Origin of the sequence: Streptomyces sp. NPDC007929 (assembly GCF_042959065.1) — a bacterium.
Taxonomy (GTDB): Bacteria; Actinomycetota; Actinomycetes; order Streptomycetales; family Streptomycetaceae; genus Streptomyces.
Map to the genome: position 1 here is coordinate 457,787 of NZ_JBIBKD010000001.1, position 24,625 is coordinate 482,411.

The window sequence follows — 24,625 nt, forward strand, 5'->3', positions numbered from 1 at the left end:
AAGCGCTTTCCAAAGCGTGTGTCCGCTGGTTGTCCGAGGAGCGCCGCATGTCCGTGACCCCAGGGTCCCCCGCCCGCCGCCGCGTGGCCGTCGTCGGCACCGGCGCGATCGTCAGTGGCAGTCATCTGTCCGCCCTGCGGGCCCACTCCGACCGGGTGGAACTGGTGGCCGCCGTCGACGTGGACCAGGCCCGTCTCGACGCCTTCCGCGAGCTGGCCGGCGCCCAGGTCGCCGGGTTCACCTCGGTGGACGCGATGCTGGACGCCGTACGCCCCGACCTCGTCCTCATCGGCACGCCGCCCTCCCTGCACCGGGACCAGACGGTGGCCGCGCTGAAGGCGGGCGCCTGGGTGCTCTGCGAGAAGCCGCTGACCCTGTCGCTCGCCGAGTACGACGAGATCGCCGCCGCCGAGGAGGCCTCCGGCGCCTACGCGGCCGTCGTCTTCCAGCACCGCTACGGATCCGGCGCGGTGCACGCCCGCGAGCTGATCACCAGCGGCGAGCTCGGCGCCCCGCTGGTCGCGCACTGCCAGACCACCTGGCACCGGGACGCCGCGTACTACGCCGTGCCCTGGCGCGGGAAGTGGGCCAGCGAGGGCGGTGGCCCCACCATGGGCCACGGCATCCACCAGTACGACCTGATGCTGCACCTGCTCGGTGAGTGGGACGAGATCAGCGCGATGGCCGCACGCCTGGTCCACGACACCGAGAGCGAGGACGTCTCCACCGCCCTGGTCCGGTTCCGCAGCGGTGCCCTCGCCACCGTCGTCAACAGTGTGCTCTCGCCGGACGAGGTGAGCCGTATCCGCATCGACTGCGCGGACGCCACCGTCGAGCTCACCCATCTGTACGGCCACAGCAACGACAGCTGGGCCTACACCCCGGCCCCGCACGTCGCCTCCCAACGCGCCACCGCCTGGCGCACCCCCGCCGCCGACGTGCCCAGCTCGCACACCGCCCAGCTGGGCGCGCTCCTCGACGCCTACGACACCGGCACCCGGCCCCCCGGCAGCGGCCACGACGCCCGCGCCACCCTGGAGTTCGCCGCCGCCCTGTACAAGGCGGCGTTCACCGGCCGCTCGGTGCGCGCGGGTGAGATCGGCCCCGGCGACCCCTTCTACGAGGCCATGCACGGCGAGTACCCCGACTGGGCCCCCAAGGAGCGCGCATGACCATCCGCGTCACCCACACGCACGGCGAGGACATCGCCGTCACCGCAGGCGGCACGGAGATCCTCCGCTACGTCTACCGCCCCGACCCGGACCCCTTCGAGTCCCGCAAGCCCTACGCCCACCCCGTGCGCACCCTCTCGGGCCGCACGGTCACCGGCTACCGCCCGAGCGACCACCGCTGGCACAAGGGCCTGCAGATGACCGCCAGCCATCTGTCCGGCCAGAACTTCTGGGGCGGCAACTGCTACGTCCACGGCCAGGGCTACCTCCCGCTGCCCGAGCGCGTCGGCTCGATGCGGCACGACGGCTTCGCCGACTTCACCGTCGAGGACGACCGCCTCGCCTTCACCGAGAACCTCACCTGGATCGAGAACGGCGGCGAGGAGTGGGCGCGTGAGGTGCGCGGCCTGACGGTCCACTCGGTGGACGAGGAGTCCGGTTCCTGGGCGCTGGACTGGTCGATCCGCCTCACCAACACCCGTTCCGAACCCCTGGCCTTCGGCTCCCCGACCACCGCCGGCCGTGACATGGCCGGCTACACCGGACTCCAGTGGCGCGGCCCGCGCGACTTCACCGGCGGCACGGTCCTCGCCCCGGACACCGACGCCGACGCGGGCAAACTGATGGGCACCCAGGGCCCCTGGCTCGCCGTCACCACCGAGCACGACGACGTCGACGGCCACTCCACCCTCGTCTTCGCGCACGCCCCCGAGAACCTCGACAGGACGTCCGCGATCCACGAGTCGCACTGGTTCGTCCGCTCCGAGCCCTTCCCGACGGTCGCGTTCTCCTGGGCGTTCTTCGAGGAGTTCGAGCTGCCGCCGGGGGAGTCCTTCGGCTACCGGTACCGCATCGTCGTCGCCGACGGCGCCTGGGACCGCGACCGGGTCGGCACCCACCTGGAGGGCCTGCCGTGGTGAGCGAACCGAAACCGGCGGGCCTCGCGCACCCCCTGCCCGGCGCCATCGGCCTGTCCCACCTCAGCGCCTACGACTGGGAGGCCGCCGACGGCGTCTGCGGCGGCAGCCCGCACCTGCACCTGGTGTGCACGGAGGCGTACGTCGTCACCGGCGGCCGGGGCGCGGTCCAGACGCTGAGCCCCGACGGCTACCGGGACATCCCCCTGGAGGCCGGCTCGATCGCCTGGTTCTCGCCGGGCACCGTGCACCGCATGGTGCAGGGCGGCGATCTGCGCATCACCGTGCTGATGCAGAACAGCGGCCTGCCCGAGGCCGGGGACGCCGTCTTCACCTTCCCGCCCGAGGTGCTCGCCGACCCCGCCCGCTACGCCGCCGCCGCTGCCCTGCCGCCCGGCACCGGACCGGAGACGGCGTCGGCCGCCCGGCGCCGCAGGGACCTCGCCGTCGAGGGCTACCTCGGGCTGCGCGAGGCCCTCGTGGCCGGGGACAACGGCCCGTACCTGGAGTTCCAGCGGGCCGCCGCCCGGATCGTCCGCGACAAGGTTCCCACCTGGCGGAAGCTGTGGCGGGAGGGCGCCCTGGCCACCGCGGAACGCACCGGCGCCCAGCTCGACGCCCTGGCCGCCGGTGACCCGGGCTACCTCGGTGAGGCCACCGCCCACGAGGCCGCGCCCACCCGGCTCGGCGGCTTCGGCATGTGCGGCCGGCGCGACGAGTACACGCTGCCGGGCACCACGCTGCCGTACCAGGAGGAGTAGCGCCGACACGGGGGGACCGGGGGGTCTCAGCCAATCTCCGAGGAGAGGAGTGACCTCGGCATGCCCGGACACAGGACGAAGGGCTTCCGCGCGTCGGCCGCCGCACTGGCACTGTGCGCCGTGCTGGCCGGTTGCGGAGGACCCGGGGAGTCCGCAGGAGGCGGCAAGGTCGTGCTGCGCTACACGTGGTGGGGCAACCCCGACCGCGCGGAACGCACTGAGCAGGCCGTCGCGCTCTTCGAGAAACAGCACCCGGACATCGACGTGTCGACGTCGTTCTCCGGCTACGACGCCTACAAGCAGAAGCTCGCCACCCAGGCCGCCGGGGGCGACGCCCCGGACGTCATGCAGCTGGACTACCGCCAGATCGACCAGTACGCCTCCGGCGGCGTCCTGCTGGACCTGGCGCGACAGAAGTCCGTCCTGCGCACCGCCGAGATCGACCCGGGCCTGCTCGCCACCGGCCGCGTCGACGACGCGCAGTACGCGATCCCGCAGGGCCGCGGCACCGAGACCGTCGCCTACGACGTCCAGACCTGGAAGAAGTCGGGCGTCCCGCTGCCCGGCAGGAGCTGGACCTGGAGCCAATGGGCCGACACCATGCGGGCCCTGGCCAAGAAGACCGGCAAGCCCGGGGCGACCGACCCCGGACAGAGCGAGGACGCCTTCGAGGTCTGGCTCCGCGGCCAGGGCAAGACCCTCTACACCGAGGACGGCGGGCTCGGCTTCACCGCCGGCGACCTCACCCGCTGGTGGACCTTCACCGACGAGCTGCGCCGCGAGGGCGCGGTCTCGCCCGCCGAGCAGACCACCCAGCTCGACGGCTCCGTCGAGAACACCCCACTGGGGCGCGGCAATTCCGTCACCGACGCCAACTGGGACGCCCCGGCCAGCGGCTTCCTCGCGCTGATCCCCACCGGCGTCGCCCTCGCCCCGATGCCGTCCGGCGAGGACGGCACACCCGGCCAGTACTTCAAGCCGTCCATGTTCCTGGGCGTCTCGGCCGGCACCGGCCACCCGAAGGAGGCGGCCCGGCTCGTCGACTTCATGATCAACGACCCGGAGGCCGCGAAGATCCTCGGCGCGAGCCGCGGCATCCCCGTCAACGAGACGATCCGCGCCGAGATCGGCCCGCGGCTCAAGGACTTCGACAGGACCATCGCCGACTTCCAGGCGTCCCTGGAGGGCACACTCAACGACCCGCCCCACGCCCCGCCCTCCGGCGACAACGCCCTCCAGAGCACCTTCCAGCGCGACTACGACCAGGTGTCCTACGCGCGCATGTCGCCCCGCGAAGCGGCCGAGAACTACGTCACCGAGGCGAAGGCGGAGCTGAGGTCATGACCACCACCGCGATCCCCCCGCAGGCCGGGCGCGCCCCCGCCGCGGCCCCGAAGCGCCGCCCCAAGCGCGAACGAGAGGGCGCCGCCTGGGTGTTCCTCTCACCCTGGGTGCTCGGCGCGATCGTCCTGACCCTGCTGCCGATGGCCGTGTCGCTGTACCTGTCGTTCACCGACTACGACCTGTTCAACCCGCCGCAGTGGGTCGGCCTGCGCAACTACGTCCAGATGTTCACCGAGGACCCGCGCTACTGGCGCTCGGTGGTGACGACCCTGACGTACGTCGTCATCGCCGTGCCCCTGCAACTCGCTCTGGCCCTCGTCGTCGCCCTCGCCCTGAAGGGCATGAAGCGCGGCAAGGGCTTCTACCGCTCCGCGTTCTACGCGCCCTCCCTGCTCGGCGCGTCGATGTCCATCGCGCTGGTCTGGCGGGCGATCTTCAACGACGGCGGCACGGTCGACCACCTGCTCGGCACCGGCGGCTGGGTCAACAAGCCCGGCTGGGCGCTGCTGGCCGTCGCCCTGCTGACGGTGTGGCAGTTCGGCGCCCCGATGGTCATCTTCCTCGCCGGGCTCCAGCAGATCCCCGCCGAGCTCTACGAGGCGGCGGCGGTCGACGGGGCCGGAAAATGGCGGCAGTTCCTGTCCGTCACCGTACCGATGCTGTCCCCGGTGCTGTTCTTCAACCTGGTCCTCCAGACCATTCAGGCCTTCCAGGTGTTCACTCCGGCCTTCGCGGTCAGCGCGGGCAAGGGCGGACCGGCCGACTCGACCCTCGTCTACACCATGTACCTGTACGACCGCGGCTTCGTTGCCTCCCACATGGGCTACGCCTCCGCCATGGCCTGGGTGCTGCTCCTCGTGATCGGCGTCGTCACGGCGGTGCTGTTCCGCACCTCGCGCTCCTGGGTCTTCTACGCCTCCGAGGGGGACCGGTGACCTCTACGACTGTCGCCCACAAGCCCGCGCGGTGGGGGCGCGTCGCCCTGCACATGGGCTGCCTGGCCGCCCTGCTGGTCATGCTGTACCCCCTGGCCTGGCTGCTCGCCACCTCGCTGAAACCCGCCGACGAGGTCATCGCCAGCCTCGACCTGCTGCCCGGCCACCTGGAGTGGTCCAACTACACAACCGCCCTGGACGGCGTCAACGACGTCTCCATCTGGCGGCTGCTCGGCAACTCCCTGCTGATCGCGGGCGGCGCGGTCCTCGGCAACGTCTTCAGCTGCTCCCTCGCCGCCTACGCCTTCGCCCGGCTCAGGTTCCGCCTGCGCGGACCCCTGTTCGCCTTCATGATCGCCACGATCATGCTGCCGCACCACGCGGTGCTGATCCCGCAGTACATCATCTTCAACCAGCTCGGCCTGGTGAACACCTACTGGCCGCTGATCCTGCCGAAGTTCCTCGCCACCGAGGCGTTCTTCGTCTTCCTCATCGTGCAGTTCATGCGCGGCCTGCCCCGCGAGCTGGAGGAGGCCGCCCGCATCGACGGCTGCGGACCCTTCCGCAGCTTCTTCCAGGTCGTCCTGCCGCTCACCCGGCCGGCCCTGATCACCACCGCCATCTTCACGTTCATCTGGACCTGGAACGACTTCTTCACCCAGCTCATCTACCTTTTCGACCCGGACAAGTTCACCCTCACCCTGGCGCTGCGCTCCTTCGTGGACGCCTCCAGCACCTCCGCGTTCGGCCCGATGTTCGCCCTGTCCGTGATCGCGCTGCTGCCGATCGTGCTGTTCTTCCTCGCCTTCCAGCGGTTCCTGGTGGAGGGCATGGCCAGCTCCGGGGTCAAGGGGTGAGCGGGATGCCCACGCGCGAGGCGGGCGAGGTGTTCGGCCCGCGCATGACCCTCTTCGCCGACGTGCTGAGCGTCGGGCTCGTCACCGCGGCGGCCTGCGTGCCCCTGGTCACGATGCCGGCCGCGCTGTCCACGGCGTGCGCCGTCCTGCGCGGTGCCGGACAGGACCGTCCCGTCACCGCCGGTCGCTACGTCGCCCTGCTGCGGCGGCGGTTGCGGGCGGGTGACCTGGTGGCGGGTGCCGTCGCCCTCGCGGGGCTGCTGCTGCTCGCCGCGGATCTGGCGCTGGCCCGGGCCGGGTTGCCGGGGGCGCCGCTGTTCGCGGTGGCGGCCGGGGTGATCGGTGGGTGCGCGGCGCTGGTCGGCCTGCGGGCCTGTGCGCGCCCGGAGTCGCTCACCGACTGGCGTGCGGCGGTGCGCGCGGCCGGGCGGGACGCGGTGGCGGACGTGGGCGGCAGCGGCCTGGTCCTGCTCGCCGTGGCGACGGCCGCGCTGTGCGCCTGGATGCTGCTGCCGCTGGCCTTCCTCGTCCCGGGACCGCTGGCCTTGGCACTGACGGCCGTCGACGTGCGCAGGTCCGCCTCCGTCGTCACCCAATAGCCGGAAGCTCAGCAGCTGTTGCGTCTCATCAGGTGTGATCACGGGGACGGGATGGTCACCTACCCGTTCGGCTTCCTCTTCGCGATGTCCTGCGCCCGTCACGACTTCGGCTACGACTACAAGGCGGCCGACACCTTCAGCGCCAGCAAGTCCCGGCTCGACAGCGCCTGCTACGAGGACCTCAAGAGGGTCTGCGCGGCCTGCGGCGGCGGCACGAAGACCTCCTGCACCAGCACGGCCCGGACGTACTACCAGGCCGTGCGGGCCTTCGGCTGACGGTTCGTCACCGGCGCAGGGCCCCGGCGATGCCGATCCGCGGCCAGGAACGGGCAGCCGCGAGCAGGGCCTGCGTCCGCGCCGAGGGTGTGGCCGCCGCTGCCGCCAGGGCCGCCGCCGCGCTCGCGATGCCGAGGACCGCGCCCGCCGCCACGTCGCCCGGGTAGTGCACGCCCGTGTGGACGCGCGAGTAGCCGACGGCGCCGGCCAGCGCCCCGAGCGGGACCGCCGCCGGGGGCAGCACCACGCCGACCGCTGTGGCGAAGGCGACGGCCGACGCGGTGTGCCCGGACGGGAACGACGCCGAGGTCGGCATCCTGACGTGCCGGTCCACCGTCACCCGGGCGGCCTCGCGGTCGGGCCGCGCCCGGCGCACCAGCCGCTTGCCGAGGAGGTTGGCGGAGGCCGATGCCACGGCGATCGCGCCGACACCGGCGATCGCGGCCCGGCGGGGGCGCTTCCCCGCCAGCGCCAGGGCGGCGGCGATGCCGAACGAGATCTTGGAGTGGTCGGCCGCGTGCGACAGATGGCGCAGCGTGCGGTCCAGGGTCGGCGTGGGGGTGGCGGCCACCGCCGCGTACAGGGCGCCGTCCACGGCCCTGAGATCGCCGAACACGGCGTTCAGAAGGCGGCGGGGTCCGCCCGCGGAGTCCCCGGTGTGCTGGAGCGGACGGGGGGCGTCCGCGTTCGTGGTCCTCGGATCGGTCATGTGCTTCTCCCCGCAGTGGCTTCCAGCAAGGTACCGGCTCACGCCCGGCGCACGCTCGGCGCCCCTGCGAGCCGGTACCTCCCGAGTGCCCGGACGGCGGACACCCACCCCGGTGAGCCGCGACACTGACCGCATGTCACTCCCGCCCCACCGTGCCCTGCGCGCCCTGGACCGTTTCCACGCCGCCCGCCCCTGGGACCACAACGCCCACTTCCACCGCTGGATCCTGCGGCAGCTCCCCGAGCGGGTGGGCAGTGCCCTGGACGTGGGTTGCGGCAGCGGAGACCTGGCGCGCCTGCTGGCCGGCCGGGCGGGGCGCACGCACGGCATCGACGCCGACCCGGAGATCACGGCCCGGGCGCACCGGCTGACGCCCGCGGCGGCCCCGGTGACGTATACGGTGGCCGACGCGCTGACCGGGCTCGGGGATCGGTCGTACGACGTCATCACCTGTGTCGCCGTCGTCCATCACCTGCCGTTCACCCGGGCTCTCGAGACCTTCCGGGACCGTCTGGCCCCCGGCGGCACCCTGGTGATCGTCGGTGTGGCCAGGGCGCGGACGCCCGTCGACCACCTGCTCGGCGTCGCGTCGATCCCGCTCAACATCGTCATGGCGTTGCTGAAGCACCGGGGCCGTACGGCCCCGCGCCCGGTCTCGATGACGGCCCGCACCCGCCCGGCGGACCTGACCTTCACCGAGATCGCGCGCGAGGCGCGGACCGTCCTCCCCGGCGCGCGCCTGCGGCGCCGGCTGTTCTGGCGCTACACGCTGGTATGGCGCCACCCCTGAGCCCCGTCTCAGCCCGCGGTGCGGAACGTGCGCAGCCGCAGTGAGTTGCCGACCACGAAGACCGACGAGAAGGCCATCGCCGCCCCGGCGATCATCGGGGTGAGCAGGCCGGAGGCGGCCAGTGGCAGGGCCGCCACGTTGTAGGCGAAGGCCCAGAACAGGTTCGAGCGAATGGTGCCGAGCGTGCGGCGGGCGAGCCGGACGGCGTCCGCCGCTGCCCGCAGATCGCCCCTGACGAGGGTCAGGTCACCGGCCTCGATCGCGGCGTCCGTGCCGGTGCCCATGGCCAGACCCAGATCGGCCTGGGCGAGGGCGGCCGCGTCGTTGACACCGTCACCGACCATCGCCACCGAGCGGCCCTCGGCCTGGAGCCGCTTGACCACGTCGACCTTGTCCTGCGGGAGCACCTCGGCGATGACCTCCTCGATGCCCACCTCGCGGGCCACGGACCGGGCCACCGCCTCGTTGTCGCCGGTCAGCAGGATCGGCGTGAGGCCGAGCGTCCGCAGCCGTCCGACCGCCTCCGCGCTGGTGTCCTTGACCGCGTCGGCCACCTCCAGCACCGCGCGCGCCTCGCCGTCCCACGCGACCGCGATGGCCGTGCGCCCGGCCTCCTCGGCCGTGGCCCGGGCCCGCGCCAGCCCGGTGGGGAGCTCCATGGCCCACCCGGCCAGCAGCCGCTCCCGGCCGACGAGCACCGCGTGGCCCTCGACGACGCCCTGCACACCGAGCCCGGGGACGTTCGCGAAGTCCTCCGGCACCGGCAGCGCGCCCAGCTTCTCCAGCGCCCCGCCGGCCACGGCACGGGCGATCGGGTGCTCGGAGGAGTGCTCCAACGCCCCGGCCAGTCGCAGTACTTCGGCCTCGTCGGTGCCGTCGGCGGTGTGTACGGCCAGCAGCGTCATACGGCCGGTGGTGACGGTGCCGGTCTTGTCGAGGACGACGGTGTCGACCCGGCGCGTGGACTCCAGGACCTCCGGGCCCTTGATGAGGATGCCGAGCTGGGCGCCCCGCCCGGTGCCCACCATCAGCGCGGTCGGTGTCGCCAGCCCCAGGGCGCACGGGCAGGCGATGACGAGGACGGCGACCGCGGCGGTGAAGGCGGCCGTCAGCCCGACGCCGTTGCCCAGCCAGAAGCCGAGCGTGCCGAGCGCCAGGGCGATCACCACCGGCACGAACACCGCGGAGATCCGGTCCGCGAGCCGCTGCGCGGCGGCCTTGCCGTTCTGCGCGTCCTCCACCAGCCGCGCCATCCGGGCGAGTTGGGTGTCGGCGCCCACCCGGGTGGCCCGTACGACGAGCCGTCCGCCGGCGTTGATCGTGGCACCGGTGACCGGGTCGCCCGCGCCCACCTCCACCGGGACGGACTCCCCGGTGAGCATCGAGGCGTCCACGGCGGAGGACCCCTCCTCGACCGTACCGTCCGTCGCGATCTTCTCACCGGGCCGGACCAGGAAGCGGTCTCCGGTCTGCAACTCCGCGACGGGGACGGTCTGTTCACGGCCGTCGGCCCGCAGCACGGTGACGTGCTTCGCGCCCAGCTCCAGCAGCGCCCGCAGCGCGGCGCCCGCCTTGCGCTTGGCGCGGGCCTCGAAGTACCGACCGGCCAGGATGAAAGCGGTCACGCCGGCGGCGGCCTCCAGGTAGATGTTCCCGGCGCCGTCCGTACGCGCGATGGTCAGCTCGAAGGGGTGGGTCATGCCGGGTGTGCCCGCGGTGCCGAAGAACAGCGCCCACAGCGACCACAGGAACGCGGCCGAGGTGCCCACCGAGATCAGGGTGTCCATGGTGGCCGCGCCGTGCCGCGCGTTGGTGAACGCCGCCTTGTGGAAAGGCCAGGCCGCGTAGGTCACGACGGGCGCCGCGAGGGTGAGCGACAGCCACTGCCAGTACTCGAACTGCAGCGCCGGGATCATGGCCATGGCGACGACGGGAACCGACAGCACCACGGCGGTGATCAACCGCTCGCGCAGTGGCCGCAGTTCGTCGGCCTCCTGCGGCGGGCCGGCCTGCCGGGCGGCGGGAGCGGGCTCCTGCGCGGTGTACCCGGTGGCCTCGACGGTGGCGATGAGGTCACCGACGGAGACATCGCCGGAGTAGTTGACCTTGGCCTTCTCGGTGGCGTAGTTGACGGTGGCGGTGACCCCGTCCATGCGGTTGAGCTTCTTCTCGATGCGCGCGGCGCAGGAGGCGCAGGTCATGCCGCCGATGGCGAGCTCCACCTCGGCGCCGGCGGCCGTCGATGTACCGGTGCTCATCCTCAGACCCTCCCGGTCAGCTCGTAACCGGCCTCGTCGACGACCTCCGCGATCGCGTCGTCGTCGGGCTCGGCGGCACTGGTGACGGTGACATGGCCGCTGCCGAGATCGACCTCGACACCGCTGACGCCGGTCAGCTCGCCGATGGCCTCGGTCAGCGTGGCCTTGCAGTGGCCGCAGGACATTCCGGAGACGGCGTAGGTGGTGGCGGGCATCGGGTGCCTCCTCAGACGGTTCAACAGCTGCGGTTGATACGGGGCGGGGGTATGTCCTCGCCGACTTCAGGTATACCCCTGAGGGGTATACGATGCAAGTGCCGAAACCACTTGACTCGATACCCCCCAGGGGTATGGTGAGCTGTATGGAGCAGCCCCGCTGCCGAGCGGGGGACCGGTATCTGAAGGAGCCGACGGCCATGAACACCGGACTCAGGATCACCACCTTCGCCGCCGCACTGGCAGCGACCTTCGGCGCGGCCTACGGCGTCGGCCAGGGCATCGACCCCGTCGTCGCCGACAGCCCCCCGAAGCACGAGGACGAACACGCCGGGACCACACCGGAGCAGGCGAAGGGCGACGGTCACGGCGGGCACGACGCACTCCCCGCCGGCGGGCTGCAGATCTCCGAGGGCGGCTACACGCTCGACCTCGACACCCCGCGCGTCACCGCTGGGAAGAAGGCCGACCTGCGCTTCACCGTCCGGGACGGTGGGGGCCGGGCGGTCACGGCCTACCAGCGCGAACACGACAAGGAACTGCACCTCATCGTGGCCTCACGCGACCTGGGCACCTACCGCCACCTGCACCCCACCCGCGCCGCCGACGGCACCTGGAGCACCCCCGTGGAGCTGCCCCGCGCGGGCGGCTACCGCGTCTTCGCCGACTTCACCCCGGCCGGGAAGAACGCCGAGAACCTCACCCTCGGCGCGGACCTCGCCGCCTCCGGCCCGTACGAGGCCCGGCCCCTGCCGCCCGCGAAGACCACGGCCCGGGTCGACGGCTACGAGGTGAAGCTCTCCGGCGCCCCGCAACCGGGCAAGGCGAGCGAGCTGAAACTGAAGGTCTCCCGCGACGGCAGGCCCGTCACCGACCTCCAGCCCTACCTCGGCGCCTACGGCCACCTGGTCGCGCTGCGCTCCGGCGACCTCGCCTACCTGCACGTCCACCCCAACGGCGAACCCGGCGACGGCAGCACCAGGCCCGGCCCGGAGGTCTCCTTCACGGCCACCGCGCCCAGCTCCGGCGCCTACCGCCTGTTCCTCGACTTCAAGCACGACGGCAAGGTGCACACGGCGGCGTTCACCGTCCGCGCCGGGGGAGCAGCGGTCGACTCGGGTACCCCCGAGGGGCATGCGGAAGACCGTTCAGGTACCCCTGAGGGGCATGTCGAGGACAGCCACGGGCACTGAGCCGAGCGTCAGCCGAGCGCCCGGTCCAGGTTGAACGCCGCGCTGATCAGCGCGAGATGCGTGAACGCCTGCGGGAAGTTGCCCTGCTGCTCCCCGGTGTGACTGATCTCCTCGGCGTACAGACCGAGGTGGTTGGCGTACGTCAGCATCTTCTCGAAGGCCAGCCGCGCCTCGTCGATTCGCCCCGCGTGCACCATCGCCTCGACGTACCAGAACGAGCAGATGGAGAACGTGCCCTCGTCGCCGCGCAACCCGTCGGGGCTGGAGCGGGGGTCGTAGCGGTAGACCAGCGAGTCGGACACCAGCTCCTCGGTGAGCACGTCCAGCGTCGACAGCCACTTCGGATCGGTCGGGGCGATGAACTTCGACAGCGGCATCATCAGCACCGCCGCGTCCAGTACGTCGCCGTCCTCGTGCTGGACGAAGGCCCCGCGCTCCTCGGACCAGCCCCGGCTCATGATCCGCCGGTAGATCGTGTCGCGGCACTCCCGCCAGCGGGGCAGGTCGGCGGGCAGGCCGCGCCGGTTGGCCATCCGGATGGCCCGCTCGATCGCCACCCAGCACATCAGCCGCGAGTACAGGAAGTTCCGTCGCCCGCCCCGCGTCTCCCAGATCCCCTCGTCGGGCTGGTTCCAGTGCGCGCACACCCAGTCCACCAGGGCGCACACGTCGTCCCAGTGGCCGCTGGAGATGGGCTTGGCCCACTTGTCGTAGAGGTAGATGGAGTCGATCAGCGCGCCGTAGATGTCGAGCTGGAGCTGGTCGGCCGCCGCGTTGCCGACCCGTACCGGCGCCGAGCCGTGGTGGCCCTCCAGATGGTCGAGGGCGCGCTCGGGCAGCTCGGTGCGGCCGTCGATGCCGTACATGATCTGCAGTGGGCCGGAGGGCTTGCCGTCGCCCGGGCTGATGTGCCGGGTCACGAAGTCCATGAACGCCTCGGCCTCGCCGGTGAAGCCCAGCCGCAGCAGGGCGTAGACGCAGAACGCCGCGTCGCGCACCCACACGTACCGGTAGTCCCAGTTGCGCTCGCCGCCGAGCTCCTCGGGCAGACTCGTCGTCGGCGCGGCGACGATCGCCCCGGTCGGTGCGTAGGTGAGCAGCTTGAGCGTCAGGGCCGAGCGGTGCACCATCTCCCGCCAGCGGCCCTTGTACCGGGACGCCGACAGCCAGCGACGCCAGTACGCCACCGTCGCCGCGAACTGCTCCTCGGCCTCCGTGTGCGCACACCGGCGGGGCGTCACATCGCCGCCGACCTTGTCCAGCGCGAAGACCGCCGTCTCGCCCTCGGAGAGCTTGAAGTCGCCGCGCACATCGAGGCCGTCGGCCTCCAGCGGCACGGTCGCGGTCAGCGCCAGCGCCAGCCCCGTCGCCTCGAACACCGCGGCGTCGCCGGTCAGCCGCACGGTGTGCGGCAGGGAGCCGTAGTCGAACCGGGGCGCCACGCGCGTACGGAACGGGATCGCGCCGCGTACGCACACCACCCGGCGGATCAGCCGGTGCCGCTCGGCCTCGGCCGGCCCGTCGCCGAGCGGCATGAAGTCCTGCACCTCACCGACCCCGTCCTCGGTGAAGAACCGCGTGATCAGCACATTGGTGTCGGGGAAGTAGAACTGCTTGGTCCGGGCCGGCACCGACGCCGCCAGTTCGAAACAGCCGCCGCGCTCCGCGTCCAGGATCGAGGCGAACACGCTCGGCGCGTCGAAGGCCGGGCAGCAGTACCAGTCGATGGTGCCGTCGGTCCCGACCAGGGCCACACTGCGCAGATCGCCGATCAGCCCGTGCTCGGCGATCGGCACATAGCGCCGGGCACCCGGCATGCCCCGGTCCTGTGCGGCTCCGCCCATGACGGCCTCCCTGCCCGGTAGGCGCCTCAGCCCCAGCCTAGAACCGCCGACGGCCCGCCGCCGTCGGGCGGCGCCCCCCGGAGGCCCGCCCCGGACCGCCTCCGCCCCGCCGCCATGAAACCGACGCTGTCAGGCCCCGCCGCCGGACGGTCGCCGCCAGGCCACCGCCGCCGGGCCGCCGCCCCGCGGACCGCCATCGCGGGGCTGTTCCTGCGGACTGCCCTCGCTGGGCCGTTCCGGCGGATCGCCCTCGCGGGTCGCGCCGCGGGCCGCTGCTGGGCCGTTCCCGCCGGATGGCCACCGGCCGGGCTGTCGCTGTCGGGTGGTCACCACCGGACGGCTGGCGCCAGCCGTTCCACCCCCCGGCGATGCGGACCACCCCCGCCGCCCCCCCGCGGGCCGCCCCCGCGGACCCCCCGCAGACCGCTCCCGCGGACCGCCGCGCGGGTTGCCCTCGCGGGGCCGTGCCGCGGGCCGCTGCTGGGCCGTTCCCGCCGGATGGCCACCGGCCGGGCTGTCGCTGTCGGGTGGTCACCACCGGACGGCTGGCGTCGGCCGTCCCACCCCCCGGCGCACCGCCCCCGCGGACCCCCCGCAGACCGCTCCCGCGGACCGCCATCGCGGGGTCGCGCCGCGGGCCGCTGCTGGGCCGTTCCCGCCGGAGGGCCACCGGCCGGGCTGTCGCTGTCGGGTGGTCACCACCGGACGGCTGGCGCCAGCCGTCTCACCCCCCCCGGCGATCCGGACCACCCCTGCAGACCACCCCTGCAGACCGCCCCCGCGGACGCCCCGCGGGCCCCCGCGGACCGCCATCGCGGGGCCGCCCCGCGGGCCGCTGCCGGGCCGTTCCCGCCGGATGGCCACCGCCGGGCCGTCACTGCCGGATAGTCACCACCGGCCGTCCCGCCCCCCCGGCCGAGCCGCTCCCGCTGGCCCGTCTCCGTTGGGCCGCCCCGGCCGAGCCGCTCCCGCTGGCCCGTGTCCGTTGGGCCGCCCCGGCCGAGCCGCTCCCGCTGGCCCGTGTCCGTTGGGCCGCCCCGGCCGAGCCGTCCCCGCTGGCCCGTGTCCGTCGGGCCGCCCCGGCCGAGCCGCTCCCGCTGGCCCGTCTCCGTTGGGCCGCCCCGGCCGAGCCGTCCCCGCTGGCCCGTGTCCGTCGGGCCCGCCCCCGGCCGAATCGCCCCCGCTGGCCCGTCTCCGTCGGGCCGCCCCGGCCGGGCCCCGGTTCCGCCGCTGTCAGACCGTGATGACCCGCAGCCCGGCTTCCTCGAATCTCCGCACCGCCTCCGCGTCGGCCGCCGTGTCGGTGACCAGTGTGTCCACCGCCCCGGTCGCGCAGATCCGGGCGAACGCCCGCTGTCCCAGCTTGCTGGAGTCCGCGGCCACCACCACCCGCTCCGCACGCTCGCACAGCAGCCGATTGATCGCGGCCTCCGCCTCGTCGTGTGCCGCGGCGCCGTGCGTCACGTCGAAGGCGACCACGCCGAGCACCGCCACATCGACCGTGATCTGCCCGAGCACCCCGTCCGCGAGCGGCCCCACCAGCTCGTACGACTGGGGCCGGGCCACTCCGCCGGTCAGCACGATCTTGAACTGGGGCCGCACGACCAGCTCACCCGCGATGTTCAGCGCGTTGGTCACCACGGTCAGCGCGGGCGACCCGGACGCCAGATCCCCGCGTACGGCCAGGGCCCGGGCCACCTCGGTCGTGGTGGTCCCGCCGGTCAGCCCGACCGCCTCGCCCGGCGCGACCAGATCCGCCACCGCCTTGGCGATGCGCTGCTTCTCGGAGGCACGGCGGGCCGTCTTGTAGCGCAGCGGCAGCTCGTACGACACACCGTGCACGACCGCCCCGCCCCGGGTGCGCACGAGCATCTGCTGCTCGGCGAGCCCGTCGAAGTCACGGCGGATCGTCGCCGCCGACACCCCGAGCTCGGTCGCCGCCTCCTCGACGTCCAGCCGGTCGCGCTCCACGAGCAGTTCCAGCAGCGCCTTCCAGCGGGCGTCGCGCGACATCCGCACCTCCCTGTATCGATCTCCGGCGACCTTAGCGCACCCGATCCGGCCCGAATGCTTGATGTTGCTCGAAAGTTAGAGCTATCTTGCAGGAACAAGCAGAGTGGAGGGTGCGGTATGACGCATGTCGAGGACGAGCTGACCAGCCAGCCCGAGTGCTGGGCGCGCGCCGCGGCACAGGCGCCCCGGTGGGCACGGGTGCTGCCGGCGCCGGGGGAGCGGGTCGCGATCGTCGGCTGCGGCACCTCGTACTTCATGGCGCAGGCCGCCGCCGCACTGCGCGAGGGCGCGGGCCAGGGTGAGACCGACGCCTTCGCCGCCTCGGAGTTCCCCCACGGCCGCCGCTACGACCGGGTCGTCGCCCTCACCCGCTCCGGCACCACGACCGAAGTCCTCGACCTGCTGCGACACTTGAAGGGCGCCACCCCCACCACCGCCACCCCCACCACCGCGATCACCGCCGACCCGGACACACCCGTCAGGACGGCCGCCGACGCCCTCGCCGTGCTGGACTTCGCGGACGAACGCTCCGTCGTCCAGACCCGGTTCGCGACCACCGCCCTCACCCTGCTCCGCGCCCACTTCGGCCTCCACCAGGACACCGCCGTCACCGACGCGCGCACCGCCCTCGCCGAGCCGCTGCCCGAAGGCGTTGTGGAGTGCGGGCAGTTCACCTTCCTGGGCCGCGGCTGGACCGTCGGACTGGCCAACGAGGCCGGGCTGAAGATGCGCGAGGCCGCCCTGGCCTGGACGGAGGCCTACCCCGCGATGGAGTACCGGCACGGCCCCATCAGCGTCAGCACCACGGGCACGGCCACCTGGATGCTGGGCGACGCCCCGGACGGACTCGCCGAACAGGTCCGCGGCACCGGTGCGTTGTGGATCGCGGGCGCCCTGGACCCGCTCGCCGAGCTCGTCCGCGTCCACCGGCTCGCCGTCGCCGTCGCCGCCTCCCGCGGTCTTGACCCCGACACCCCGCGCCACCTGACGCGCTCGGTGATCCTCGAACCCTGACCCTGGAGACCCCGTGCCCCTCACCACCACCGGCGACCTCGTCACCGCCGCCGCGGCCGCCCGCTCGGCCGTCGCCTCCTTCAACGTCATCACCCTGGAGCACGTCGAGGCCGTCATCGCGGGCGCCGAGTCGGTGCGCGCGCCCGTCGTCCTCCAGGTCAGCGAGAACGCGGTCAAGTTCCGTGGCGGAGACCTCCTCCCACTCGCCCGCGCGGCCGTCGCCGCCGCCGAACAGGCCGCCGTACCCGTCGCGTTGCACCTCGACCACGTGCAGAGCGACACCCTGCTGCACCGGGCCGCGGACGCCGGCTTCAGCTCCGTGATGTACGACGCGGCCCGGCTGCCCTACACGGAGAACCTCGACGCGACCCGGGCGGCGGTGGACCGGGCGCACGCCCAAGGGCTCTGGATCGAGGCCGAGCTGGGCCAGATCGGCGGCAAGAACGGCAGACCCCCGCTGGACGCGCACGCCCCCGGCGCCCGCACCGACCCCGACGAGGCACGCGTCTTCGTCGCCGACTCGGGCGTGGACGCCCTGGCCGTCGCCATCGGCAGCACCCACGCCATGACCACCCGCACGGCGGCCCTCGACCACGCCCTGCTCAAACGCCTGTCGGCCGCGCTGGACGTCCCGCTCGTCCTGCACGGCTCCTCCGGCGTCCCGGACGACGAACTCACCGCGGCGATCGCGGGCGGCATCACCAAGGTCAACATCGGAACGGCCCTGAACATCGCGCTGACCGGCGCGATCCGGGACTTCGTCGCCGAGCACCCCGAGGCGGTCGACCCGCGCGGCTACCTCACCCTCGCACGGGAGGCGATGACCCGGACGGTGGCGAGGACCCTCCGGACCCTCGGCGCCGCTACCGCTTGACGGCCTTCAGCACCACGAACTTCGGGTCGCTCGCGACGACCCGGCTGTTGCCGAAGAGCTTGCGCAGCTTGACGTGGTAGCCCAGGTGCCGGTTGCCGATCACCCACAGCTCCCCGCCCGGCCGCAGCGCACGCCGCGCCCCGGTGAACATCCGCCAGGCCGTGGCGTCCGTCGTCGCCTGATGGGAGTGGAACGGCGGGTTGTTCAGCACCAGATCGACACTGCCCGACGGCACGCCCGCCAGCCCGTCACCGACCCGGAACTCCGCATGCCCGGGCGCGCCGTTCGCCTTGTACGTCGCCTCCGCCGAGGCCACGGCCTGGAAGGACTCGTCCACGAACAGCACCTCGGCGTCCGGGTCGCCCAGCGCCACCGAGGTGCCCACCACGCCGTTGCCGCACCCCAGGTCCACCACCCGGCGGCCCCGCCCCTCGGGCAGCTGCCGCAGGAAGAACCGCGTCCCGATGTCGAGCCGGTCGGCGCAGAAGACCCCCGCGTGATTGACGACGGTGCCTCCCGCGGCGGGACCGATGCCGTCCGGCAGCGTGTAGACGTACGGCCACGGATTGCCGGGCCGCTCCCGCGCGGGATCCGGCGTGCAGAGGATCAGCCGGGCCTTCTTCTCGGCGAGCGAGGTGCGGGTCGGGCCGAGGATCCGCTCGAACAACGTCAGTGTCGAGGTGTGGATCTCCTTCACCATGCCGGTGCCCACGACGACCGTCCCCGCGTGCACGGCCGGAGCCAGGCGCAGCAGCTGGTCCTCCAGCAGCGCCAGGCTCTTGGGCACCCGCACCAGCAGCACGTCGATCCGCTCCGGCGGCGGATCCTGTGTGGTGAGCAGCCGTACCGCACCCGGCGCGACGCCGGCCCGCGCGAGATTGGCCCGGGTCGCCTCCTGCGCGAGGTGGGAGTCGGTGATCTGCGCCGGCCCGTGCGCGGCGAGCGCCGTGACCAGGGCGCCCCACCGGTCCCCGACCACCACGACCGTCCCGTCCAGTGGCACCCGCTCCTCGGCCAGGTGCCGCAGCAGATACTCGTCCGAGGCGTCCCAGGCGCGCAGCCTGTCGCGCGGGTCCTCCGGGAAACGGGTCAGCGCCGGCTCGCCCCACGGCGTCGTCATACGGTCGTTCATCGTGCGACCAGGCTAGCCGAGCCCCAGCTCAGGGCGTGCCGGTCAGCAGAGACGGCGCCAGAAAGGCCACCAGGGAAGCGACCAGGGAACGCAAGGCACCATGGAAGGCATGGACGCCGAGCTGTTCCCCAGGGCCCGTACGCAGGTCGCGCCCGGCGCCGTGCACCTGCCCGACTGGCTGGACGCCGAACGTCAGCGCACACTGCTGGAGGCCTGCCGCGACTGGGCCCGCCCGCCCGCGGGACTGCGCACGGTCCGCACCCCCGGCGGCGGCACCATGACCGCCCGCCAGGTCTGCCTCGGCTGGCACTGGTACCCGTACGCCTACGCCCGCACGGTCGCCGACGGGGACGGCGCCCCGGTCAAGCCGTTCCCGCGGTGGCTCGGCGAACTGGGCCGCCGGGCCGTCCGCGACACCCTCGGCGGGCCCGCGCCGGACTACGACATCGCGTTGATCAACTTCTATGACGCCGACGCCCGCATGGGCATGCACCGCGACAGCGACGAGAAGTCCGACGCGCCGGTGGTCTCACTGAGCCTCGGCGACACCTGCGTCTTCCGCTTCGGCAACACCGCCGCGCGCACCCGGCCCCACACCGACGTCGAGCTGCGCAGCGGCGACCTGTTCGTCTTCGGCGGCCCGTCCCGCCTGGCCTACCACGGGGTCCCACGCGTCCACCCGGGCACGGCCCCGCCCGGACTCGGCCTGACGGGCCGGCTCAACGTCACCCTCCGGGTCAGTGGCCTGTGATGCCCGGCCGTACGCGTCGCCGCCGCTCCCCGCCGCCCGCCCGGCCGGTGCGGTCACCATCCCGGCGGATCATGGGAGACTCGCCCTCATGAGCGGGAAGGCGGGCCCCCGGCAGGCGGGGAACGGGAGCACTTCGAGAGCGCGGCTGGACCGGGGGCGCGGAGCACTGGGACCCGCACTGGAACTCGTGCACACCGGCCGCGCGCCGACCCGGGCCGTGCTCACCGCCGAGCTCGGGGTGACACGGGCGACGGCCGGGGCGGTCGCCGCCGAACTGGAGGCGCTCGGGCTGATCCGGATCGACGCCCGGCCCGGCGCGGCGGCCGGCTCCCAGGGCAGGCCCTCCCATCGGCTGGCCGTCGCCGACGACGGGCCCGTCGCGCTCGCCGCGCAGGTGCACGCCGACGGGTTCCGGGCGGCGCTGGTCGGACTGGGCGGTCGGATCGTCGCGACCGCGCCCGGCTGCGAGGTCGTCGACGCCGACCCGGCCAAGGTGCTCGCCTCCGTCGTCGCGGCCGGTGCCGAGTTGCTGCGCGAGACCGGACGGCGGTGCGTGGGCGCGGGCCTCGCGGTGCCCTCCGCCGTCGCCGAACCCGAGGGGCTGGCCCTGAACCCGCTCCACCTGGCCTGGCCGGCGGGCGCGCCCGTGCGGGACATCTTCGCCGAGCAGGTGCGCGCGGCCGGCCTCGACGGACCCGCGTTCGCGGCCAACGACGTCAACCTCGCCGCGCTCGCCGAGCACCGGCACGGCGCCGGGCGCGGCTCCCGCGACCTGCTGTGCGTGGCCACCGGCCACCGCGGTGTGGGCGGCGCGCTCGTCCTCGACGGCCGTCTGCACCGGGGCAGTTCGGGCCTCGCGCTGGAGGTCGGGCACCTCACCGTGCACCCCGAGGGCCGCCCCTGCCACTGCGGCAGCCGCGGCTGCCTCGACGTGGAGACCGACCCGCTGGCGTTCCTCACGGAGGCCGGACGCGAACCGGGCCCCGAGGTGTCGCTGCTCCAGCAGTCCATCGACCTGATCCGCCACCACTACGACGACCCGGCCGTGCGCACCGCCGCGGAGAGCGTCGTCGACCGCCTCGGCCTGGGCCTCGCGGGCCTGGTCAACATCCTCAACCCGGACCGCATCATCCTCGGCGGCCTGCACCGCACTCTCCTCGACGCCGACCCCGGCCGGCTGCGGGCGGTCGTGGCCGACCGCAGTCTGTGGGGCCAGAGCGGCGGAGTCCCCATCCTGCCCTGCACCCTCGACCACAACAGCCTGGTCGGCGCGGCGGAACTGGCCTGGCAGCCGGTCCTGGACGACCCGCTGGGGGCGCTGGTCCCCCAGGGATGACCGCGTGACCGGGCGAATCCGGTTGCACCGGTGACAGGCTTGTCCGCGCCGCTTCCGGGAAGGCGCGCGGCTGAGCGGGCAGGCTGGGCCGCAGACAGTCCGCCCGCGCACCCGCACCAGCGAGGAAGTTGACGCAATGACCGACAAGCTCACCGTGAGCGTCCTGGGCACCGGCATCATGGGCGCCGCGATGGCCCGCAACCTCGCCCGGGCCGGACACACCGTCCACGCCTGGAACCGCACTCGGGCCAAGGCGGAGCCGCTGGCCGCCGACGGCGTCCGGATCGCCGGCACCCCCGCGCAGGCCGTTCAGGACGCCGATGTCGTCCTGACCATCCTCTACGACGGTCCCGCCGCCCTGGAGACCATGCGCGAGGCCGCCCCCGCCCTGCGCCCCGGCACCGCCTGGATGCAGTCCACCACCGCCGGCATCGAGGGCGTGGCCGAACTGGCCTCCTTCGCCCACGAGCACGGCCTGCACTTCTACGACGCCCCCGTCCTGGGCACCCGCCAGCCGGCCGAGGCCGGGAAGCTGACGGTGCTCGCGGCCGGCCCCACCGAGGGCCGTGAGAAGGTGACGCCGGTCTTCGACGCCGTCGGTGCCCGGACCGTGTGGAGCGGCGAGGACGGAGCGCGGGGTGGTGCCACCCGGCTGAAGCTCGTCGCCAACAGCTGGGTCCTCGCCGTCACGGCCGCGGCCGGGGAGGCCCTCGCCCTGTCCGAGGCCCTCGGTGTCGACCCCCGCGGCTTCCTCGACCTCGTCGCCGGTGGCCCGCTCGACATGGGCTATCTGCGCGCCAAGTCCGAACTCGTCCTGGAGAACCGGCTCACCCCGCCCCAGTTCGCCGTGGGCACCGCCGTCAAGGACGCCCGGCTGATCGTCGAGGCCGGTACCGCGCACGGTGTCCGCCTGGACGTCGCCGAAGCGGCCGCCGCCCGCATGGAGCGTGCCGCGCGCCAGGGGCACGCCGACGAGGACATGGTCGCGGCCTACTTCGCCAGCTTCGACGACAAGACCGACTCCTAGGAGGTTCCCCCCATGTCCAAACCGCCGCTGCCGCCCGAGGCCGTCGACCTGCTGAGCCGGCCCAACCCGTGCGTCATGGCCACCCTGCGCTCCGACGGCGCACCGGTCTCCACCGCCACCTGGTACGCCTGGCGGGACGGCCGTGTCCTGATCAACCTCGACGAGGGCCGGGTACGGCTGAAGCACCTGCGCCGCGACCCGCGCGTCACCCTCACCGTCCTCGCCGGCGACGACTGGTACACCCACGTCACCCTCATCGGCCGCGTCACCGAGACGTACGACGACGAGGACCTGGCCGACATCGACCTCCTCGCCCGGCACTACACCGGCAAGCCCTACCCGGACCGTGACCGGCGCCGGGTCAGCGCCTTGATCGAGGTCGACCGCTGGCACGGCTGGGGCTCGCTGAAGGACAGCGACCAGGCCGGCGGCTGACCCCCCGGTGGCGCGGCAGGTCAGCGCCACTCCGCCCCGAAGGCCCGGCCCGGGTTCTCCGTGAGGATGCGCCCGACCAGTTCCTCGCCCACGGCGTGCACGAGCCGGGGCCGCACCCGGCGCAGCAGGTAGGGCATCCCGGGGCCGCCGTCCACCGAGCGGGCGGCGGCCGTGGTGGTGTCCGCGCCCAGCAGCACCCGGTCGCCGAACCCGGCGTCGGCGAGGGCCCGTACGGCCTCCGGCATCCGCCAGTCCGTGGCGTGGTGGGCGAGGGACGGCCCGTCGAAGGCCAGATAGCAGCCGGACCCGGCCGCCTGACGGTGTACCACGAGGTCGGGGGAGCGGTTGAGGTGCCCGAGCACCACACGGTGCGGCGGCACCCCCAACTCCCCGCACAGCAGGTCCAGTACGTCCAGCGCGCCGGTGCCCAGCTCCAGGTGCACGGCGATCGCCGCACCCGTGGCGTGATGCGCCTCGGCCGCCGCCGTCATGGTCCAGCGGGCGTGCGCGTCCAGCGCGTGGAAACCGCCCGCGACCTTGACCAGCCCCGCCCGCACCCCCGACGTCCCGATGCCCACGGTGAGTTCGGAGACGAAGACCTCCGCGAGCCGGCTCCGCAGCCCGGCGAGCGTGTCCCCGTCGTAGTGCACGGCCTGGTGCAGACCGGTCGCGGCCACCACGTGCACGCCCGTCTCTCGGGACAGCGGCGGCAGATCGGCGGCCCGCCGCCCGAGCCCGTACGGCGTCCACTGCACGACGGCCCCGCCGCCCTGCTCCCGGAACGCGACCAGCTCCGCCCGTGCCGCCGGCATGCTGCGCAGCTCCTGGCCGGGCAACCGGGGACTGCCGAAGAACAGATGGTCGTGAGCGTCGCACACGCCCAGATCGGCGGGAGGCACGTCCCCCAGCACCGTGCGGACCGAGCTCACCACTGGCGTCCCCGGGGCAACCGGTCCCGCCCCGGCGCGGACAGGTGCAGCACCTCGAACACCTCGCCGTCTGCCCTGGGTGTGTCCTGCGCCCCACTTTCCCAGAGGGAGAAGTGCACCAGTTCCCAGCGGCTCGTGTCGACGGCCGCGGCGGCGCACAGGGCCCCGTCCTGCGCCGCCAGCCGCCGGACCTCACCCACCGCGTCCGCCACGGTCTCGGCCAACAGCGCGCCGTCCGGGACGGGTTGGCGATGGCGTACCGCGAACCGAGCCTGCGCGCCGTCGCCTTCCTCGTACGCGAGGCCCGTCCACTGCCGCGCCGACGGCCGTCCGAAGTCGTCAGCGACTCCCTGGAAGGCGCCGCCCCACAGGAAGGAGTTCATTCCGTCGACCGTGTTCCAGAGGTAGAAGGGGGCGTACTGGTTGACCGGCGAGCCGCGCTGGCCGCGCTCGCGGATCAGATAGGCCTTGAGGCCGAGCCCGTCCCAGTCGTCGAGCAGATGTCCCCGGCGGGCGACACGGTCGCGGACGATGCCCATGTCGTACCCGGCGGGCAGGGTGATCTCGTACTGCAGCGCGTGCATGCGGGTCTCCTCAAGAGGTCCGGGGTGCCAGCAGGGCGAGCAGCCCCCGGACCCCGGCGTCGAACACGGCGGGGGAACCGGAGGCGCGGGCGAGGACGTAACCGCCCTGGACGGTCGCGACGACCGCCGCCGCGATCTCCCCGGCGTCCAGACCGGGCGCGAACTGCCCCTGCGCCTTGCCCTCTTCGACGATCCCGGCGATCCGCCCGCGCAGCCAGTCGAGCGTCTCTTCGACCGGTGCGCGCAGCTCGGGGCTCGCGATGACGTCCGGGTCCATCGTCAGCCGGCCGACCGGGCAGCCCCGCAGCACATCGCGCTCGCGCCGCAGATACGCCTCGACGCGCTCGTAGGGCGTGCCCGGCCCGTCGAGTACTCCCGCGGCGGTAGCGCGCATCTCCTCGGCGGTCCGCCGGATCGCGGCCAGGGCGAGATCGGGCTTGCCCTTGAAGTGGTGGTACATGCTGCCCTGCCCGGCGTCCGCGCGCTCCAGGATCGCCTTGGGGCTGGTGCCCGTGTAGCCGCGCTCCCACAGCAGCTCTCGGGTGGACTCGATCAGCCGTTCCGGGGTGCTCATACGGTCACTGTACATACCAGTAGTTACAGACGTCGAGCGCCGCGAGGAGCAGAGCGGTCCCGCGCGCCTGCTCCCCGCGGCGTACG

At 73.5% G+C, this 24,625-nt stretch carries 24 protein-coding genes and 1 pseudogene; 16 read left to right on the plus strand and 9 right to left on the minus strand.

All coding sequences use genetic code 11. From position 1 onward, the window contains the following. Positions 1-47 precede the first annotated feature (47 nt). From ACFZDE_RS02075 to ACFZDE_RS02110, 8 genes and pseudogenes are all read left to right on the plus strand, one after another. Positions 48-1,172 carry a Gfo/Idh/MocA family oxidoreductase gene (locus ACFZDE_RS02075; RefSeq protein ID WP_391196557.1) on the plus strand — a complete coding sequence of 375 codons (1,125 nt, stop codon included), beginning with the start codon at positions 48-50 and terminating at the stop codon, positions 1,170-1,172. Next, entirely contained in the window at positions 1,169-2,092 is a 924-nt protein-coding gene (locus tag ACFZDE_RS02080; RefSeq protein WP_391196560.1) for a DUF6807 family protein, read from the plus strand. The genes ACFZDE_RS02075 and ACFZDE_RS02080 overlap by 4 nt, the downstream gene beginning before the upstream one ends. Beyond that, complete coding sequence (locus ACFZDE_RS02085) at positions 2,086-2,850, plus strand: cupin (RefSeq protein ID WP_391196561.1); 765 nt, start codon at positions 2,086-2,088, stop codon at positions 2,848-2,850. Before ACFZDE_RS02080 ends, ACFZDE_RS02085 begins: the two co-directional genes overlap by 7 nt. Before the next feature lie 60 nt (positions 2,851-2,910). Further along, a complete protein-coding gene (locus tag ACFZDE_RS02090) occupies positions 2,911-4,194 on the plus strand; it encodes an extracellular solute-binding protein (protein WP_391196564.1) in 1,284 nt (427 codons plus the stop codon). Next, positions 4,191-5,129: an ABC transporter permease subunit gene (locus ACFZDE_RS02095; protein ID WP_390991117.1), complete on the plus strand. Its 939-nt coding sequence runs from the start codon at positions 4,191-4,193 to the stop codon at positions 5,127-5,129. Before ACFZDE_RS02090 ends, ACFZDE_RS02095 begins: the two co-directional genes overlap by 4 nt. Further along, positions 5,126-5,986, plus strand: coding sequence for an ABC transporter permease subunit (locus tag ACFZDE_RS02100; RefSeq protein ID WP_390991115.1), 861 nt, complete (start codon positions 5,126-5,128; stop codon positions 5,984-5,986). The genes ACFZDE_RS02095 and ACFZDE_RS02100 overlap by 4 nt, the downstream gene beginning before the upstream one ends. Before the next feature lie 5 nt (positions 5,987-5,991). Continuing rightward, positions 5,992-6,585 (plus strand): hypothetical protein, encoded by a 594-nt coding sequence (locus ACFZDE_RS02105; RefSeq protein WP_390991112.1) that lies wholly within the window; start codon positions 5,992-5,994, stop codon positions 6,583-6,585. Between the two features lie 63 nt (positions 6,586-6,648). After that, positions 6,649-6,861: pseudogene (locus ACFZDE_RS02110) on the plus strand (phospholipase A2); the annotation flags it as partial. 7 nt (positions 6,862-6,868) lie between these two features. On the opposite strand, the gene ACFZDE_RS02115 reads toward ACFZDE_RS02110, so the two are convergent. After that, positions 6,869-7,570 carry a phosphatase PAP2 family protein gene (locus ACFZDE_RS02115; RefSeq protein ID WP_390991110.1) on the minus strand — a complete coding sequence of 234 codons (702 nt, stop codon included), beginning with the start codon at positions 7,568-7,570 and terminating at the stop codon, positions 6,869-6,871. 133 nt (positions 7,571-7,703) lie between these two features. On the opposite strand from ACFZDE_RS02115, the gene ACFZDE_RS02120 reads away from it, so the two are divergent. Beyond that, a complete protein-coding gene (locus ACFZDE_RS02120; protein ID WP_391196567.1) occupies positions 7,704-8,360 on the plus strand; it encodes a methyltransferase domain-containing protein in 657 nt (218 codons plus the stop codon). An 8-nt stretch (positions 8,361-8,368) separates the two neighbouring features. Here ACFZDE_RS02120 and ACFZDE_RS02125 read toward each other — a convergent pair whose 3' ends face one another. Together ACFZDE_RS02125 and ACFZDE_RS02130 are read right to left on the minus strand one after the other, a co-directional pair. Beyond that, a complete protein-coding gene (locus ACFZDE_RS02125; protein WP_391196569.1) occupies positions 8,369-10,618 on the minus strand; it encodes a heavy metal translocating P-type ATPase in 2,250 nt (749 codons plus the stop codon). Positions 10,619-10,620: 2 nt separating this feature from the next. After that, positions 10,621-10,833 (minus strand): cation transporter, encoded by a 213-nt coding sequence (locus tag ACFZDE_RS02130; protein WP_390991101.1) that lies wholly within the window; start codon positions 10,831-10,833, stop codon positions 10,621-10,623. A 200-nt stretch (positions 10,834-11,033) separates the two neighbouring features. On the opposite strand from ACFZDE_RS02130, the gene ACFZDE_RS02135 reads away from it, so the two are divergent. Further along, positions 11,034-12,026 carry a hypothetical protein gene (locus ACFZDE_RS02135; protein WP_391196571.1) on the plus strand — a complete coding sequence of 331 codons (993 nt, stop codon included), beginning with the start codon at positions 11,034-11,036 and terminating at the stop codon, positions 12,024-12,026. Between the two features lie 8 nt (positions 12,027-12,034). On the opposite strand, the gene ACFZDE_RS02140 is transcribed toward ACFZDE_RS02135, so the two are convergent. Both ACFZDE_RS02140 and ACFZDE_RS02145 read right to left on the minus strand, forming a co-directional pair. Further along, on the minus strand, positions 12,035-13,870 hold the full coding sequence (locus tag ACFZDE_RS02140; protein WP_390991095.1) for a glycoside hydrolase family 15 protein: 1,836 nt from the start codon (positions 13,868-13,870) through the stop codon (positions 12,035-12,037). A gap of 1,233 nt (positions 13,871-15,103) precedes the next feature. Further along, positions 15,104-15,883 (minus strand): DeoR family transcriptional regulator, encoded by a 780-nt coding sequence (locus tag ACFZDE_RS02145; RefSeq protein ID WP_391196574.1) that lies wholly within the window; start codon positions 15,881-15,883, stop codon positions 15,104-15,106. Positions 15,884-16,000: 117 nt separating this feature from the next. Between ACFZDE_RS02145 and ACFZDE_RS02150 the strand changes: the two genes are divergently transcribed. Both ACFZDE_RS02150 and ACFZDE_RS02155 read left to right on the plus strand, forming a co-directional pair. Continuing rightward, on the plus strand, positions 16,001-16,897 hold the full coding sequence (locus tag ACFZDE_RS02150; RefSeq protein ID WP_391196577.1) for an SIS domain-containing protein: 897 nt from the start codon (positions 16,001-16,003) through the stop codon (positions 16,895-16,897). A 13-nt stretch (positions 16,898-16,910) separates the two neighbouring features. Beyond that, positions 16,911-17,771, plus strand: coding sequence for a ketose-bisphosphate aldolase (locus ACFZDE_RS02155; RefSeq protein ID WP_391196579.1), 861 nt, complete (start codon positions 16,911-16,913; stop codon positions 17,769-17,771). On the opposite strand, the gene ACFZDE_RS02160 is transcribed toward ACFZDE_RS02155, so the two are convergent. Beyond that, positions 17,761-18,891, minus strand: a complete 1,131-nt coding sequence (locus tag ACFZDE_RS02160) for a methyltransferase (RefSeq protein WP_390992311.1) — start codon at positions 18,889-18,891, stop codon at positions 17,761-17,763. The genes ACFZDE_RS02155 and ACFZDE_RS02160 overlap by 11 nt on opposite strands. Before the next feature lie 121 nt (positions 18,892-19,012). Between ACFZDE_RS02160 and ACFZDE_RS02165 the strand changes: the two genes are divergently transcribed. The 4 genes from ACFZDE_RS02165 to ACFZDE_RS02180 all read left to right on the plus strand — a co-directional run bounded on the left by ACFZDE_RS02165 (position 19,013) and on the right by ACFZDE_RS02180 (position 22,452). After that, positions 19,013-19,654: an alpha-ketoglutarate-dependent dioxygenase AlkB gene (locus ACFZDE_RS02165; protein ID WP_391196581.1), complete on the plus strand. Its 642-nt coding sequence runs from the start codon at positions 19,013-19,015 to the stop codon at positions 19,652-19,654. Positions 19,655-19,742: 88 nt separating this feature from the next. Then, on the plus strand, positions 19,743-20,990 hold the full coding sequence (locus ACFZDE_RS02170) for an ROK family protein (RefSeq protein ID WP_391196582.1): 1,248 nt from the start codon (positions 19,743-19,745) through the stop codon (positions 20,988-20,990). 136 nt (positions 20,991-21,126) lie between these two features. Next, positions 21,127-22,017: an NAD(P)-binding domain-containing protein gene (locus tag ACFZDE_RS02175; RefSeq protein ID WP_391196583.1), complete on the plus strand. Its 891-nt coding sequence runs from the start codon at positions 21,127-21,129 to the stop codon at positions 22,015-22,017. A gap of 12 nt (positions 22,018-22,029) precedes the next feature. Next, entirely contained in the window at positions 22,030-22,452 is a 423-nt protein-coding gene (locus ACFZDE_RS02180; RefSeq protein ID WP_390991079.1) for a TIGR03618 family F420-dependent PPOX class oxidoreductase, read from the plus strand. A 20-nt stretch (positions 22,453-22,472) separates the two neighbouring features. Here ACFZDE_RS02180 and ACFZDE_RS02185 read toward each other — a convergent pair whose 3' ends face one another. Genes ACFZDE_RS02185 through ACFZDE_RS02195 form a run of 3 tightly spaced genes read right to left on the minus strand, consistent with a single transcriptional unit; the run spans position 22,473 to position 24,554 of the window. Continuing rightward, a complete protein-coding gene (locus ACFZDE_RS02185; RefSeq protein WP_391196584.1) occupies positions 22,473-23,381 on the minus strand; it encodes a phosphotriesterase in 909 nt (302 codons plus the stop codon). Further along, positions 23,378-23,965 carry a DUF4865 family protein gene (locus ACFZDE_RS02190; protein WP_391196587.1) on the minus strand — a complete coding sequence of 196 codons (588 nt, stop codon included), beginning with the start codon at positions 23,963-23,965 and terminating at the stop codon, positions 23,378-23,380. The genes ACFZDE_RS02185 and ACFZDE_RS02190 overlap by 4 nt, the downstream gene beginning before the upstream one ends. A 10-nt stretch (positions 23,966-23,975) precedes the next feature. Then, entirely contained in the window at positions 23,976-24,554 is a 579-nt protein-coding gene (locus tag ACFZDE_RS02195; RefSeq protein WP_391196589.1) for a TetR family transcriptional regulator C-terminal domain-containing protein, read from the minus strand. Positions 24,555-24,625 lie beyond the last annotated feature (71 nt).